The organism is Actinomadura meridiana (assembly GCF_039537545.1).
GTDB classification, from domain to species: domain Bacteria; phylum Actinomycetota; class Actinomycetes; order Streptosporangiales; family Streptosporangiaceae; genus Spirillospora; species Spirillospora meridiana.
The window spans coordinates 116,717-132,182 of the sequence record NZ_BAABAS010000026.1; the positions used below are offsets into that span (position 1 = coordinate 116,717).

At 67.8% G+C, this 15,466-nt stretch carries 11 protein-coding genes; 4 read left to right on the forward strand and 7 right to left on the reverse strand.

Going from position 1 to position 15,466, the window contains the following annotated elements; all coding sequences use genetic code 11:
- The first annotated feature begins 10 nt into the window (after window positions 1-10).
- Entirely contained in the window at window positions 11-4,282 is a 4,272-nt protein-coding gene (pglW, locus tag ABD808_RS32475; protein WP_344905136.1) for a BREX system serine/threonine kinase PglW, read from the forward strand.
- The gene (pglX, locus tag ABD808_RS32480; protein WP_344905139.1) at window positions 4,279-7,956 is read left to right on the forward strand and encodes a BREX-2 system adenine-specific DNA-methyltransferase PglX; all 3,678 of its coding nucleotides are present in this window, start codon (window positions 4,279-4,281) and stop codon (window positions 7,954-7,956) included. The genes pglW and pglX overlap by 4 nt, the downstream gene beginning before the upstream one ends.
- A 14-nt stretch (window positions 7,957-7,970) precedes the next feature.
- Here pglX and ABD808_RS32485 read toward each other — a convergent pair whose 3' ends face one another.
- The 3 genes from ABD808_RS32485 to ABD808_RS32495 are packed head-to-tail and all read right to left on the reverse strand — an operon-like array spanning window position 7,971 to window position 8,700.
- Window positions 7,971-8,144, reverse strand: coding sequence for a hypothetical protein (locus tag ABD808_RS32485; protein WP_344905142.1), 174 nt, complete (start codon window positions 8,142-8,144; stop codon window positions 7,971-7,973).
- A gap of 26 nt (window positions 8,145-8,170) precedes the next feature.
- A complete protein-coding gene (locus ABD808_RS32490; RefSeq protein ID WP_344905145.1) occupies window positions 8,171-8,503 on the reverse strand; it encodes a hypothetical protein in 333 nt (110 codons plus the stop codon).
- Window positions 8,500-8,700, reverse strand: coding sequence for a hypothetical protein (locus tag ABD808_RS32495; protein ID WP_344905147.1), 201 nt, complete (start codon window positions 8,698-8,700; stop codon window positions 8,500-8,502). The genes ABD808_RS32490 and ABD808_RS32495 overlap by 4 nt, the downstream gene beginning before the upstream one ends.
- 209 nt (window positions 8,701-8,909) lie before the next feature.
- On the opposite strand from ABD808_RS32495, the gene ABD808_RS32500 reads away from it, so the two are divergent.
- Together ABD808_RS32500 and ABD808_RS32505 are read left to right on the forward strand one after the other, a co-directional pair.
- Window positions 8,910-9,704 (forward strand): helix-turn-helix domain-containing protein, encoded by a 795-nt coding sequence (locus tag ABD808_RS32500; protein ID WP_344905150.1) that lies wholly within the window; start codon window positions 8,910-8,912, stop codon window positions 9,702-9,704.
- Window positions 9,701-9,904, forward strand: coding sequence for a DUF397 domain-containing protein (locus tag ABD808_RS32505; protein ID WP_344905153.1), 204 nt, complete (start codon window positions 9,701-9,703; stop codon window positions 9,902-9,904). Before ABD808_RS32500 ends, ABD808_RS32505 begins: the two co-directional genes overlap by 4 nt.
- A 143-nt stretch (window positions 9,905-10,047) precedes the next feature.
- Here the strand turns inward: ABD808_RS32505 and ABD808_RS32510 are convergent, their stop codons facing one another.
- From ABD808_RS32510 to ABD808_RS32525, 4 genes are all read right to left on the reverse strand, one after another.
- Window positions 10,048-11,655 (reverse strand): hypothetical protein, encoded by a 1,608-nt coding sequence (locus ABD808_RS32510; protein ID WP_344905155.1) that lies wholly within the window; start codon window positions 11,653-11,655, stop codon window positions 10,048-10,050.
- A gap of 253 nt (window positions 11,656-11,908) precedes the next feature.
- Window positions 11,909-14,260: an ATP-binding protein gene (locus tag ABD808_RS32515; RefSeq protein WP_344905157.1), complete on the reverse strand. Its 2,352-nt coding sequence runs from the start codon at window positions 14,258-14,260 to the stop codon at window positions 11,909-11,911.
- 3 nt (window positions 14,261-14,263) lie between these two features.
- On the reverse strand, window positions 14,264-14,893 hold the full coding sequence (locus ABD808_RS32520) for a DUF6879 family protein (protein ID WP_344905160.1): 630 nt from the start codon (window positions 14,891-14,893) through the stop codon (window positions 14,264-14,266).
- Window positions 14,886-15,155 (reverse strand): hypothetical protein, encoded by a 270-nt coding sequence (locus ABD808_RS32525; protein WP_344905163.1) that lies wholly within the window; start codon window positions 15,153-15,155, stop codon window positions 14,886-14,888. Before ABD808_RS32525 ends, ABD808_RS32520 begins: the two co-directional genes overlap by 8 nt.
- Window positions 15,156-15,466 lie beyond the last annotated feature (311 nt).

Sequence of the window (15,466 nt, forward strand, 5' to 3'; positions counted from 1 at the left end):
GTGGCGCGGGGTGTCCAACCGGTGGTGGGGGCCACGGTCCGACTTCACCTGGGAGGAGGAGGCCCTCCAGCACGTCCGGGCGCGGATGCCGGAGACGGAGCCGTACCGGGCATGGCAGACGTTCTCGTTCGCGGCGCGGTCGGGCCACGTTCCGCAGGTGGACCTGCTGATCGCGACCCGCGCCGGGCTCTTCCTCGTGGAGATCAAGAGCCATCCGGGGCGCGCGGTGAACAGCGGCAGCACGTGGATCTTCCACGGGGACGACCGGACGCGCTCGTTCGAGAACCCGCTGTTCGGCACCGACCTGAAGTGCAAGCAGCTCCGCGAGCAGCTCGAATGGGCCCGCGACCAGCTTCCCGGCATGCGCGACCTGCGCATCCCGTTCATCCGCCCGGCGGTGTTCCTGTCGGCCCCCGACCTGCGTTGCCTGTTCGACGACTCCCAGAAGCTGAACGTCTACGGACGGGACGGCCGGGAGCAGGAAACCGGTCTCCCGGGCATCTGGACCGGGCTCCTCGGCGGCGCGCCCCGTGGCCGCCGGGACGTCGTCGAGCCCGCCTTCTCCAAGCAGTTGCACAAGCTCCTCACCAAGATCGGCATCTCGGGGCTGCGCAAGCATCGCAAGATCGGCCCGTTCGAGCTGGCGCCGCAGTCCTTCGACGCGGGTCCCACCTGGGAGGACTATCTCGCCGAGAACACCGCGCTCCCGGACGACCAGCCGCGCCGCATCCGCGTCTACCTGTCGGAGCTGCGGGCCGACCGGGAGGAGCGGGAGTCGACGCGCCGCGCCGCTCGCCGCGAATACCTCGCGTTGCAGGGCATCTCCCATGAGGGAATCGTCCAGGCGGAGCAGTTCAGCGACGAGCACGAGGCGGGTCCGGCGGTCATCTTCCGGCACGGCGCCGGGTGGACGCGGCTCGACCACTTCATCGCCGAACGCGGCACGGACCTGCCCATCGAGACGCGGGTCGAAATGGTCAGGCAGCTCGCCGAGGCCCTCGACCACGCGCACCGCCGCCATCTGTTCCACCGGGCGCTGGCGGCCCGCAGCGTCTACGTGGAGATGGACGGGCACTACCCGCGGCTGCGGATCTGCGACTGGCAGGTGTCGGCACGCCCGAACTCGGGCTCGTCGGGCCGCCCCACCGCCCTGGGCGGGCAGAGCACCCTCTCCGGCGCGGGCGGCGCCGCATCGCTCGCCGCGCATCTCGAGACCTCGTCCGGGCCCTACCTCGCGCCGGAGTTCGGCAACGGCGACGCGCAGGGCACGCCTCTCGACATGTTCGGCCTGGGAGCGCTCACCTATCTGATCCTCACGGGGCGTCCCCCGGCCCGCAGCCGGGCGACCCTCCAGGCCAGCCTGTCAGATCAGCAGTCGCTCGTCCCATCGGCCGTGTCGGACGCCGTCACCCCGGTGATGGACGGCCTCGTCCGGGGTGCCACCGCCGTCCAACCGGTGGACCGGCACGAAACGGTCCGGGAGTTCCTCGACTGGCTGGAGCAGGTCGAGGAGGAGATCACCGCGCCCGACGAGTCGGACGAGCCCGACCTGCTGGAGGCGGTGACCGGAACCGTCGTGCAGGGCTGGAAGGTCGTTCGGATCCTTGGCAAGGGCTCGACGGCGAAGGCGCTGCTGGTCGAGCGGGACGGTCACGAGCAGGTTCTCAAGGTCGCGTTGAGCGAGGCGAGCCGCGAACGCCTGGAGCACGAGGCCAGGCGGCTCCGCACCCTTCCGGGCCCGCACATCGTCCGCTGGATCAAGGGCCCGATCGAGATCGGCGAACGGCACGTGCTGGTCCTGGAGCAGGCGGGACAGCAGACGCTGTCGCAGTTCCTGCGCGCTCAGGGCCGCCTGACGATCGACGACCTGGAGAACCTCGGCGCGCACCTCTTCAACGCGGTCGGATACCTGGCGGACGAGGGCGTCTGGCACCGCGACATCAAGCCGGACAACCTGGGCATCAAGGAGCTGCCGAAGAAGGGGCGCCGCCTGGTCCTGTTCGACTTCTCGCTCGCCAACGCCACCGCCCGCGACATCGGCGTCGGCACGCCGCCGTACCTGGACCCGTTCCTCGGCACGGAGCGCCGCCCCGAGTACGACGACGCGGCCGAACGGTACGCGGTGGCGGTGACGCTCCACGAGATGGCCGCCGCCGAACTGCCGTCCTGGGGGGACGGCATGGCCGCGCCGAACCTCCTGGACAGCACCGAGGAGGTCCCGCAGCTCGCCGAGGACAGTTTCGACCCGCTGCTGCGCGAACGTCTCGTCGACTTCTTCCACAAGGCGCTCCATCGGGACGCCGCGCGACGCCACGCGACGCTGCGCGAGATGGAATTCGCCTGGCTGGACGTGTTCCGGGGCTTGGACGAATCCCTGCCCCCGACCACCCCGCAGACGGTCCACCGCCAGTCGGACGACCCGGAGTCGGCTCGCGAGCAAGCCGCGACCGCGGTGGCGGCGGACACCCCGCTCCTCGCCGCGGGCCTCACGTCCCGCGCGCTGTCCATCGCGTTGCAGCAGCTCGAGGTGTCCACGGTCGGGGAGCTGAGCAAGGTCCCGTCCGCGCGGATCCAGCGCCTGCGCGGCGTGGGCCTCGGACCGCGCAACGAGCTGGTGAAGCGGGCCCGCGAGTGGCGGCGACAGCTCGCGATCGCCGAGAAGGCCGCCGACCCCGGCCGCGCTCCCGCCGCAGACCCGCGCACCCTGAGCCTGGACGAGGTCGCCGAACGGCTCGTCCCAAGGGACGTGGGACGCAACGGCATAGAGATCCGGGTGATCCGGGCGGTGCTCGGGCTCCCCGACGACGGCGAACCCGCCCCCGTCCCGCAGTGGTCGTCGCAGGCCATGGTCGCGAAGGAACTGGAACTCGGCCAGCCGCACGTCGCGCGCCTGCTCGGCAACGCCCGCACGCGCTGGTCAAAGAGCGTGCCCGCCGTCACCGCGCTCCGCGCCACCGTGCTGGACGTCCTCCAGGCGCACGGCCGGGTCATGGAGGCGCACCGCCTGGCCGCCGCGCTGCTCGCCGAACGCGGCTCCGACCTCGACGACCCGGCCGCGCGACGCGTCCTCGCGGCGGCCTGCCTGCGCGCCGCCGTCGAGACCGAGGAGCATCTGGAGAATCCGCGCCTGGCCCGCCGCCGCGCCGGGGACCGCGTGCTGATCGCCTCCGTCGCCGAGGACGACCCGTCCGCCCCCACCGAGGAGGAGCTGCTCGACTACGCCGTCGATCTCGGCCTCCGCGCGGACGCCCTGGTCGACCTGCCCGACTCGGCGCCGCTCCCCGGAACGGCGTCGGTGCTCGCCGCGCTGAACGGGGCCCCGCGCCCCGAGGGCATGCCGCCGCTGTCGGACCTGGCCCTGGTGTCGCTCGCGGCGGACGCGTCCCGCAACGCCGCGATGACCGCCCGGCTGGAGCTGTATCCGCGTGACCTGGCACCGCGCAAGGCGCTCCAGCTCGCGCAGGCCGCCAGCTACCTGGGGCCGCCGGGCCTGCGCCCCGCCGAGCTGCGCGACCGTGTCCTGGCCCGCTTCCCCGAGATCGCGCACCTCCCCGAGCCGGACGAGCTCCGCACTCTGCTGCGCCGCGAGCTGCACATCACCGTCAACGTGACGCGCGGACCGGACGGCGAACCCCGCTACGTGGTGCCGAGCCGCGACCTGCTCACCACCGTCAGCGGGCGCGGCAGGCCCGGCCGCACGACGAGGCTCGCGACCGCGTCACCGAGCGCGGAGACCTGGGCACGCCTCGCGGGCGCCGCCGAGGAAGGCGGCTTCCTCGCCGTCAAGGCGTGGATGGACGAGGCGACGGCCGTGCTCAGCGTCCTGACCACCCTGCCGGACGTCACCCCGATCAACATCGCCCGGACGTTCCTCACCACCCTCCGCGCCATCGTCACCGAACGCGGCAGGCCCCGCTGGGAGACGGTGCTCGCCGCGGACTCCCCCGACGCGTCCCCCACAGCCCGCGCGGGCTTCGAGAAGCTCGTCGCCCTCGTCTGGGACCGCATGGAGGACGAGATACACGCCGCCCCCGGAACGGTGTTGCTCCACGACGCCACCCCCCTCGCCCGCTACAAAGGCGGCATGGAGCTGCTGACCCGCCTCAAGCTCGCCGCCCTCGCCCCGGACGAGGAGCCGCACGGCCTGTGGGTGTTCTGCCCGATGCCCGACCCGAACGCGGAGGCCGCGCTGGACCACACGGTCGTCCGCGCCATGGGTGAGAACGAACAGCTCGCCGTCCCCGGCGGGTTCGCGCTGCACGACACGAGGAGTACTTCATGATCGCCCCGGACGCCCTGCTCACCGATCTGAAGCCGCGGGTCCGGGCGCTGGAAGACGATCTACGCGAGCGCGCCAAGGACCCCCAGTTCGCGGCACTTCTCGACCTATCGTGGAACGTGGCCGGTCGACGCGGCCGGACCGCCGCCGCGTACTCGTCCTGGCTTGAGGAGCAGGTCACCCAGTCCGCCGTCGCCTGGGTGCTCGGCACGGTCTTCTTGCGCTTCTGCGAGGACAACCACCTCATCACCGACGTGTTCCTCTCCGGCCGCGGCGAACGCCTGGACCTCGCCAAGGAACGGCAGCAGCTCTACTTCGAGCAGCCGGACAACGCCAGCAAGACCGACCGGGAATGGATCGAAGAGGGCCTGGACGCGATGGCCAAGGCGTCCCCGGTCGCCGCCGGTCTCTTCGACCGCGACCACAACCCCATGTGGCGGATCACGCCGTCCCTTGAGGGAGCGAAAGCTCTCATCGACTTCTGGCGCCAAACCCGCCCGGCCCGACCGGAGGACGGTACGGAGGCGGCGGGCGTTCCCGTCCACGACTTCACCGACCCGTCCTGGAACACCCGCTTCCTCGGCAACCTCTACCAGGACCTGTCCGAACACGCGAAGAAGAAATACGCCCTACTCCAGACCCCCGAGTTCGTCGAAAGGTTCATCCTCGGCCTCACCCTGGACGAGGCCATCGACGAGTTCGGACTCGACCCCGAACCCCCGGAAGCCTGCCCCGAGGAACTCGCCCTCCCCCGCGGCCTCCGCGTCATCGACCCGACCTGCGGCTCCGGCCACTTCCTCCTCGGAGCGTTCCACAAGATTCTCGAACGCTGGCAGCGCCAAGCCCCCGGCACTGACAAATGGGACCTCGTAGACCGCGCCCTCTATTCGGTGCACGGCGTCGACAAGAATCCCTTCGCGGTCGCCATCGCCCGCTTCCGCCTCCTTATCGCCGCAATGCGGGCCGGTGACATCAAGACCTTGCGGGAAATCCCGGACTTCACCCTCAACATCGCCATCGGCGACTCCCTCATCCACGGCCGAGGCGGCCCCGACCTCGACCAGGGTGGCTGGGAGTTCACCAAAACCGGCGAACTGGCCGAACCAGAACCGGTCTACACCTACGCCACAGAAGACGTCAGCGACTACGTGAAAACGGTGGACCTCCTCGGCGTAGGCAGCTACCACGTCGTCGTCGGCAACCCGCCCTACATCACCGTCAAGGACAAGACAGAGAACAAGAACTACCGCTACTACAAGAGCTGTTCAGGCTCATACGCCCTCTCGGTACCTTTCGCCGAACGCTTCTTCCAACTCGCCATCCGAGCGGGCCAGGACCGCCGAGGCTCCGGCTACGTCGGCCAGATCACCGCCAACTCGTTCATGAAGCGAAAGTTCGGAAAGAAGCTCATAGAAGAATTCTTTCCCACGATCACACTAGTTCATGTAATTGATACATCTGGCGCCTACATTCCAGGGCATGGCACACCAACCGTAATTCTGATTGGCCGTCGACTTTATCCTCGCAATGAGCCAATCCGGGCTGTACTCGGAATTCAAGGCGAACCAGGAATTCCATCCGACCCCGCGCGCGGTCGAGTTTGGCGCGCCATTCAAGAAAACGTTGAGCGGCCCAGCGCCAGCAACCAATGGGTTAGCGCACGCGAACTACCGAGTGACTCATTGCAGCGTCATCCATGGAGCCTCAGCGGCGGCGGCGCGGACACTCTGCTGCGGTTCCTAGAAAAAAGCAAGGCCGGGTCGCTTCAAGATCTCATCGTCGACATCGGATATGGTGCGGTCACTCGCGAGGACAGTGCATATATGCTCGGCGAGGGGACTCTGCGTCGACACAGGATTCCGAAAGCATATCAACGGGATATCGTCGAAGGCGACTCGACCAGAGATTGGGCAATCAATGCACCAATCAAGTCTTTGTGGCCATACAATTCCTCAACGCTAAGAGCCGAACTTCACCCAGCCGCTCATAAGCTCCTCTGGCCAAACCGCACAAGCCTGCGGAGGCGAGTTGCATATGGCAAAACTCAAATCGAACGCAATCTCCTTTGGTTTGAGTACTCAATGTTCTTCGCCGACAGATATCGCACACCACATTCCATCGCCTTTGCATTCGTCGCAACCCATAATCATTTCACGCTAGATAAAGGCGGAAGGGTTTTCAAGCAGACATCGCCCATAATTAAGCTGCCCGCCGAGGCTTCACTTGATGAACACCTTCAACTGCTAGGAGCCCTTAATAGTTCAATTGCTTGTTTTTGGCTCAAGCAAGTTTGCCAAAATCGCGGTAGCACCGTCGACATAAAGGGTGCGCGACAAACAACAGCGCCATGGGAAAATTTCTATGAGCTGCCCGGAGAATTCATCAAGCTCTTCCCACTTCCAAACACACTCTCATCCGAGCGAGCGAAACAACTGGACGCTTGCATATCACAGTCAGGTTGGCCACCCCCACAGAACCAAAATAGTCCGGGTATCCCCAGCAGGATGGATCTAGAAGAGACGCGAAAACAACATGAACAGACCGTTCAGAAGATGATCGCCCAGCAAGAGGAGCTAGACTGGGAAATGTATGGGCGCTATGGCCTGCTGACAGCGCAGGAGGAGGCCGAGCTGGTTGTTGAAGCAGACGCGGTGCCTGGGGTGAAGTTGGGTGAGCGGGCGTTTGAGATTGTGTTGGCGCGGAAAGTGGCCGCGGGTGAGGTAGAGACTCAGTGGTTTGCGCGGCATGGGTCTATGCCGGTCACGGAGGTTCCGGAGTGGTGGCCGGAGGAGTATCGGCGGGTGGTGGAGAAGCGGATTGAGGCGATCGAAAAGCTTCCGCAGACCATTGGGTTGATCGAGCGGCCGGAGTACAAGCGGCGTTGGGCGTCTGAGCCTTGGGAGAAGAAGGAAAAGGACGCTCTTCGGAACTGGTTGTTGGATCGGTGTGAGGCTGAGGAGCTGTGGTTCGCTCCGGATGAGGTTGGGCAGGAGCGACCCAGGATGATGACGGTCGGGCGGCTGGCCGACCGGCTTCAGGACGATGCCGACTTCGTGTCGGTGGCTCGGTTGTACGCGGGTGAGGAAGTCGAGCTGATCGACGTGCTCACCGAGATCTTGGACGCTGAGCATGTCCCGTTCATCCCGGCGCTTCGGTACAAGGACTCTGGCCTGCGTAAGCGGGAGCAGTGGGAAGAGATGTGGCGGTTGCAGCGGCAGGAGGACGAGAACGGCGAGCGGCTCGATATCCAGGTTCCGCCGAAGTACTCCGGCGCGGATTTCCTCAAGCACTCGTACTGGCGGAATCGCGGGAAACTGGACGTGCCCAAGGAGCGGTTCGTCTCGTATCCGGGGGCCAGTCCGGACGGGGACAAGACGCTTCTGCTCGGGTGGGCCGGGTGGGATCACGCTCAGCAGGCGCATGCGCTCGTCACGCTGATCGAGGAGCGGACTACTCGGGATGGGTGGGAGCTTGAACGGCTTATGCCGCTGCTGGCTGGGCTGGACGAGGTCCTTCCGTGGGTGAAGCAGTGGCACAGCGATGTTGACCCGGTGACCGGGTTGAGCCCGGCCGTTGCCTACGAGGGGTACCTGTCCCAACAGGTGGAGCGGTACCCCGAACTCTCTCGGGAGGAGCTTGCCACGTGGCGGCCTCCCAAGAAGGGCAAGAAGAAGTAGTCGGACTGCCAGGCTCATTGGCGGGTGATCTCCAGGAGCCGCTGGCGGAGGACGTGAGCGTCGCTGGCCCTGATGAATATCTCGTTGCCCTTGACAGCCATCCAGGCGGGACGTGCGGGGTCTGCGACGATGCCGAAGGTTGGGAACTCCGCCCGCAGCGCGGCCAGGTCAGGGGCAGCCTGTTCCACCCTCCAGGAGCCGGTGCCGGGGGGATTCAAGCGGGGGCTCCCAGATAGCCCTTGATCATCACCAGGGCGTCGGTGATGCGTTCAGTCTCGGCGATGGGCTGCTGCCAGGACGTGAAGTACCAGTAACGGCCTTCGTCCTTCTCGTACGGACGGCACGTGATCGTGTCACCGGCGACTCCTCGGGCACCGCTACAGGTCCGCGCGGTGGACGTCGTGTTCCGGACGACCAAGCCTCCCGCCACCTCGTGGATCGTGAACCCGTGGGCCCTGAGGTGCATGCCCAGCATCTTCAGCCGGACGTAGGACTCGACGACCGGGTTCTGCTCGTCCTGTTCGTCCCACTCGTCCAGGGTGCTCACCGCCGCCTCCTCGTGGACTCGGCGAGCGCGACCCGCTCGGACAGGCGCGTCTGCGCGTCACAGAGAAGCCACAGCTCGCCCTCGTCCTGTGCCCGCACCTCGTCCAGGCACCCGTTGAGGAGCTGGTAGTCGCTGAGCTTGCCGAGGCGGCGCGCAGCGAATCCGTCGTCCATCTGCTCGCAGTGCCATTCGGACATTAGGGGTATTCGTCCCACTCTCGGGGAATTGGTCGATATCGGCCTCTTGTGCATCTCCGGAACCTCGTCGTGTGTCGTTGCGTCGAAAAGCTTGCAATCACACTCGCGGTCCGGGTTAAAGTGCGGTAGTGACCGTTCCACACCGACGGTCAAGCCACGCCAAGATCGAAACAACCTAACCCCTGGTTTACCTCCCGGAGGTTCTCAAAATGAGTGAGAATCAAGCCCGCATCTTCTTCGGAACGGAACTCCGGCGCTTGCGCGACGAGGCTGGACTCACAGGAAAGGAGTTGGCCGATGCGCTCGGCTGCACGCCGCAGTGGATCAGCACCATGGAGAGCGGCCGCAAGGTCTCCGAGCAGAGCGCACTCGACCTGGACACGTTCTTCAAGACCGGCGGCCACTTCCATCGCCTCTGGAAGCTCATAAAGGACGTCGAGCTCCAGACCACCCTCCCCCCTGGCTTCTCCGAGTACGCTCAGCGCGAGCAGAAGGCGTCGTCCATGCGCGTCTTCTCAGCGCTACTCGTGAACGGTCTCTTTCAAAACGAGGAGTACGCCCGTGCTGTGCTTGGAGCTGATAGGTCCACCGGTTTAGACGAACTGGTTCTACAGCGTATGGAGAGGCAAGCGGTCCTCTTGCGTGACCCTCCGCCCTTCGTATCGTTCGCCATAGACGAAACTGTGCTCCACCGCATGGTGGGCGGCACCGAAGTAATGAAAGGTCAGATCGAGTTCCTGCTTGAACTCGAGCAGCGGCCTAACATCATGCTCAACGTAGTACCGCAGAGCGTCGGCTACTACGCTGGACTGGGTGGGAGCTTCACTCTCCTCAACGTCGACGGTGCCGACGTCGCATATTCGGAGTCCGCCGGAGTCGGAATTCTGATCGAACAGCCCGACAGAGTTCCGGGCTTCGCTCTACGCTGGGAACTACTCAAAGGCCACGCGCACTCCGCAGCGGAGTCGCGAGCCATGATCAGAGCCGTGTTGGAGGGCCTATGAAGGACACGCCCAGCGTCCGCTGGCGGAAGAGCAGCTATAGCGATCACCAAGGTGGCGACTGTGTCGAGGTGGCGGACTTCTCCCCCGTGGTCGGGGTTCGGGATTCCAAGGACGTGGACGGGCCGAAGCTGACGTTCAGTGTCGCGGCGTGGTCGGCGTTCACGCGCGAGGTCAAGAGCAGCGTGCACGACCTCGCCTGACGTCCCCCTAGCACTTCCGCGAGCCCTCGACCGTCCGAGCACCAGGCGGCCGGGGGCTCATTCATGTCCGGGGCGGCTCGGGTCGGCGGGTGGACGGTGGACCGGCCCGCGCTCCGCTGGACGAACGCCGGGCCGGGTGCGTGTCACGTTCCGAGGAGTTCGTGCAGGTTCCAGCCGTCCGGGTCGTCGACGATGCGCATGGCGACCTCGGCACGGCTCGCCAGGTCGAGCGGGGCGACGTCGGTGGCGGCGTAGCCGTGCGCGATGCGGTCCAGGGCTGCGCCGACCAGCGGCCCGGCGGTCCGCAGCGTGGCGCGCAACGCCACCGACCTGGTGGACCCGCCGTGCAGAACGATGTTCCGCTGCCGGTACAGCCGCCGCAGCGCCCCCCGCAGGTACCCGTTGACGCGCCCGAGCGTCGGGCGCGGACGGGCGACGAGTTCGCGCATCCGGTCCAGCGCGGCGAGGTCCGGGGGCGGCAGGGCGGGCGCGGACGGGCGCGCGGCGAGCCAGCGCACCATGATCTCCACCCTGGCACGGTTCTCTCCCCCGGCACGGTCGAGCTGGGCCCGCAGCCGCGCGTCCGTGCCCAGCAGCCCGTCCCGGTGGCTGATCGAGGTCAGCTCCGCCCGTGGCCAGCCCGCCGCGACCAGCGCGGCGGCCCGGTCCGCGGCGACCGCGCGTCCCTCCTCCCGGTCCGCCTCGTCGGTGTCGCAGAACAACAGCGACTCCAGCGCGGCCCAGGCGCCCGCGACCGCCGTGCTCGGTGAGCTTCCCGTCAGCGGCGCGGCCAGTTCCAGAGCATCGTCGAGCCGCGAACCCTCCGCCACCGCGACCGGCCCGTCATACAGGACGCCCGCCTTCGCCAGCGACTGAACCGTCACCGCCGGATCACCCCGCTGGAACTCCTGCGGCCGCGACACCCCATCGACGAAGAGCATCGGATACGCCGACAGCTGCTGGCGTCCCCGCAGGTACCGCGCCCGGTTGCGAAGTCTGTCGAACACCTCCGTCATCTCCACCACGGCCATGTGCGGATCCCGCGCCTTCACCTGAAGACGAAGGCCGCCGCTGGTCCTCGGCGCCGGATAGTCCGGAAACTGCTCGGCGAGCAGGACGCTGACCGCCGCCTTGTCGAGCCAGCGCGCGGAGTTCTGCGCCACCTGGGCGGCCGGTACCCGGCCCTCCAGGAGCACGAACCCCGTGAACTCCCTGTCCCCCTCGGCCTGAAGCTCGATGAACAGTTCGACCAGTTCGCGGACGTCGGCGTCGGCGTCGGCGTCGAGTCGCCCGTTGATCTCGCGCCGGAGATGGTCCTGGTGAAACCCTTGGTCGAGCATGTGCGACGTGATGCATCTGGCGGCCCGCTCGACGTCGTACCCCGAACCCGCCGTGATCAGCGTGTGCCACCGGTGCAGGTATCCTTCCTCCACTCGGTCGGCGAGCAGACCCAGGGAGCGTTGGCCGCGAGAGCCCGCCCGGATCGGCCGCTTGCAGACCTCGTTGAGATGCCTGCGGATCTGCCCGTCCCCGATGGCCGGGTCCGTGCCAAGCCGGGGCAACAGCGACTCGCGTGCGTACCAGGACGTCGATCCCTGCGACAGCACGTGCCGGGAAACCCAGTCGGCGGCCTCGACCGCCTCCCGCAGCGCCAGCACCGTGCCGAGATCCCACAGCCGCCGCTGCCACGGCTGCCACGACTCCAGGAGCTCGCAGATGCGCGCCTTGAGGAGTTCGCCTTGCTCGATCATGCGCCGCCTACTCTGTGTTGGTTGCCGTCACGCTGGGCGTCGGCTACTCTGTAACCACGCTTAGGCAGGGGAGCCGCCCGTGAGGGCCGCTCCCCATCGCCTTTTCTGGGCCACGTGCCATCCGGTTCGCGCCCGATCGCAATCTTCGACCATACGTTGACGTTTCGCTACCGATTCATGACTCTTGGTCATCTTGATAGCGGTCCGGTCGCGGCTGGGCCGATCTGATCGGGCGCGAGTAGGTCTTCCAGTTTCAGCGGGTCGCGTCCTGGATGCGGGCACGGAGGCGGGCCGCCGCCGGGTCGGTGAAGACGGACAGCTCGTCCAGGGCGTCCGACCAGGCGTCGGCGGCCTCCGCGCGGCGGTCCCGCGCGGTCAGGGTGACGGCCAGGTTGTCCAGGGCCAGCGCCAGCGGCCAGCGGTTGCCGCCGAATCCGCGCAGGATGTCGACGGCCCTGCGGTGGCATGTCTCGGACTCCTCCAGCAGGGACAGGTCCCGGCGGGCCTCCCCCGCGCCGTCCCAGGCGAGGGCCTCCCGTACCCGGTCGCCGAGCGGTCGCTGGAGCTCGATCGCCCGCCCGCATGCCTGGAGGGCGTCGCCCGGTTCGCCCGCGGCCCGCTGCGCCTTGGCCAGCTCCAGCAGCCAGTACCCCTCCCAGGCCGGGTTGCCGTACCGCCGCGCGATCCCTACTGCTCGGGCTGCCGCATGCAGCGCCCCGGGCACATCGCCGCGTTCTCGCCGCACCATGCTGAGCAGCCGCAGCGCGTTGCCCTCCCCGCCCCGCTCCGCCCGCTCGTCAAACACCGCCAGCGCGTGCCGCACCATGCTCTCCGCCCCGTCGAGGTCGCCGAGTTCGGCGCGGGCCTCGCCGAGGTTGGCCGCGAGGACGGCCTCCCAGTGGGTGTCGTGCAACGCGCGGTAGACGTCCATTCCGCGCTCGAACATTTCGCGCGCCTCCCGGAGGCGCCTGCTCCGCAGGTAGACGAGGCCCAGGGCGTTCAGCGACAGCGCCTCTCCCTCCCGGTCACCGGACTCGCGGCGGATCAGCAGCGCGGCGCCGTGCGACTCCGCGCCCCGCTCCAGTTCGTGCGACTGGGTGTAGGCCATGCCGAGACTTTCCAGCAGCTCGGCCTGCCCCTGCCGGTCCCCCGCGCCGCGTGCGGCCTCCAGGCCGATCCGGCTGGTCGCCACCCAGTCCTCGAACGGGTTGAACCGCATGTAGATGTTGCGCAGCACCACCGACAGTTTCCATGCGTGCTCCAGCAGTTCGTGGTCGGCCGCGTCCCGCGTCACCGCGACCAGGTTGGCTCGCTCCCGCTCGTACCAGTGGACGGCGCTGTCGTAGGAGTCGAACTCCAGCGGCTCCACGCCTTCCTCCGCCTGCGGCAGCGCGACCCTTCTCTCCTGCGGGTTGATCCAGGTCTGTGCGGCTGCGGCAGTGTGGAGATACCAGGTCAGCATTCGCCGCACCGCCCTGTTCCGGTCGTCTCGCGCGTCCTCCCGCCTGGACCTGTCCATCGCGTATCTCCGCAACAACTCGTGGAACTGGAAGCGTCCTCCCGGTCCCGGTTCGATCAGATGAGCGCCGGTCAGCGCGTCCAGCGGGCGTCGCGCGGCGCGCGGGCCCGTCCCGGCGAGCGCCGCTGCCACGCCCGCGCCGAACTCCGGGCCAGAATGCAGGGACAGGGCCCTGAACAGGGCCGCGGCCTCCACCGGCAAGGCTCGGTACGACCACGAGAACACCGCCCGGATGGCGTCCGCGTCGTCGCCGTGGCCGGACGAATCCAGCAGGCCGCGCTCGCCACGCAGCTCCACGATCAGTTCGCCGAGCGGCGTCCACGGATGCGCGGCGACGCGCTCGGCCGCGACGCGCAGCGCCAGTGGAAGCCCGGCGCACACGCGCGCGAGTTCGGCGAATCGGCCCCGCTCGTCCCGGCGCGCGGCCAGGCCCGCCTCCTCCAGCAGCGCGACCGCGTCCGCCTCCGGGAGCAGGCGCAGCGTGACCCGGCGGGCCCCGTCCCTGGCCACCAGGCCCGGCAGCGTCCCGCGGCCCGTCGCGACGACCGCGCAGCCGGTGGCGCCGGGCAGCAGCGGCCGGACCTGCGCGGGTGTGGCGACGTTGTCCAGGACGATGAGCATCCGGCGTCCGGCGAGAAGCGACCGGTACAGCGCGGCGCCCTGGTCCACGTCCCCGGGGACCGCCTGCCGGGCGACGCCGAGCGCCGTCAGGAACCCCTCCAGGACGCGCAGCGGGGTGACCGGTTTCCCCGCGTCGTGTCCGCGAAGGTTCGCGTACAACTGGCCGTCGGGGAAGCGGTCCTGCCTCGCGTGCGCCCAGTGCACGACCAGGGACGACTTTCCCACCCCGGCGGTGCCGACGACCAGGGTGATCCGGTTCTGGTGATCGCCGTCGAGCGCCCGGTCGAGCAGGAGCAGCTCCCCCGATCTGTTGACGAAACCGTGCACGTCGCCGGGCAGTTGCCTGGGCGGCGGAGCGGCTTCACGGACCCGATGGACGTGCACACCGCCGCTGACGTCCCGCGCCTGGACGACGCTTCCGACGTCGGCGGCGGACAGTTCGGAGCGGAAGTCCTCGCCGGGCACCGGTCACCTGGCGAGCGCGTTCCGGTGGGGCGGCGGCAGATCGGCGACCCTCCGCTGGAAGAACGACTCCATGTCCTCGCCCCGGTCGAACAGCTCGCGGGTCAGTTCGGTGGCGGCCGCGACCAGCTCGGGCGCGGTGAACCGGACGGCTCCGTCCAGAGCGCCCTTCTCGTCGTAGCGGACCCGGTACAGGGTGGACGTGCCGAGCGTGACCAGCTCCGGCAGCGGCCCGGACCGTTCGAGCGGCGCGACCGCAGCGGCGTCCAGCACGCGGATGGCCTCGCCGCACTGGGCGCGCAACCTCAGCAGGTGCAACTCCCATTGGAGATAGGGACTGATCGGTTCCTCGACCACCCGGACCCGGTAGAGGCTGATTCCTTTCTCTTCGGCCTGGGCCGAGAACTCCTCAATCCACTCCCGCTCCTGCTGCATCAACCTCAACGCGGCCTTCCAGTCGCCACGCGAAAAGGCATCCCAACTGGGGACACCGGGCTCGACGAAGTGCTGGGCGCGTTCCAGCTTCCAGGAGTCCTCGCCGTCGATGGCCCACTGCCGACCCCTGAAATCGCTCCGATATTCTTCGAGAGAAAGGCGTGTACCGAGTGAATCGTCAAGCCGCATGAGCTCAGACATCGGGAATATCATGCTTGGCCGCGATAATCGTCCCGCGCGGAACGATCACGATACGCTCGCGAGCAGCGACCACGACACCTTCCGGAAGCCGCGACCTGTACGAGTCCGTGAGATCTTGCCCGATCACCGCGACATCACCGTTGTCGAGTTCCCAGATGTCGGGGCAACCATCCCGACCATTGGTGTTGCCCAGCTCTTTCGATGATTTCCCGAGGCGCCGCAGGAACGACGCCGAGGCATCGGCTTGCCATGCCTGATACATCAAACCAGCTCCAAGGAAAGAAGACCTTGCGCTCAATCTATATCCGTCTCGGTGCACGGTCAAGGAAGTCCACTATCTCCTGGCATCCGAAAAACCATTAAAGGACGACAGCTATCGGCACATCTCCGGCCTGTTCCAATATCATACAATTCAAGATCAAGTGCGGTTCGCGCGATGCGTCAGGTGCCGAGCGGCCCGTGCGGGCTCCAGCCCATCCGGGTCACCGACGACCCCCATGGCGTGGCCGCGCGCGTGCGGTGAGGTCGACCGGGGGCGGCGTCGACCCGCCATGAAGGACGATGTTCCGCCGC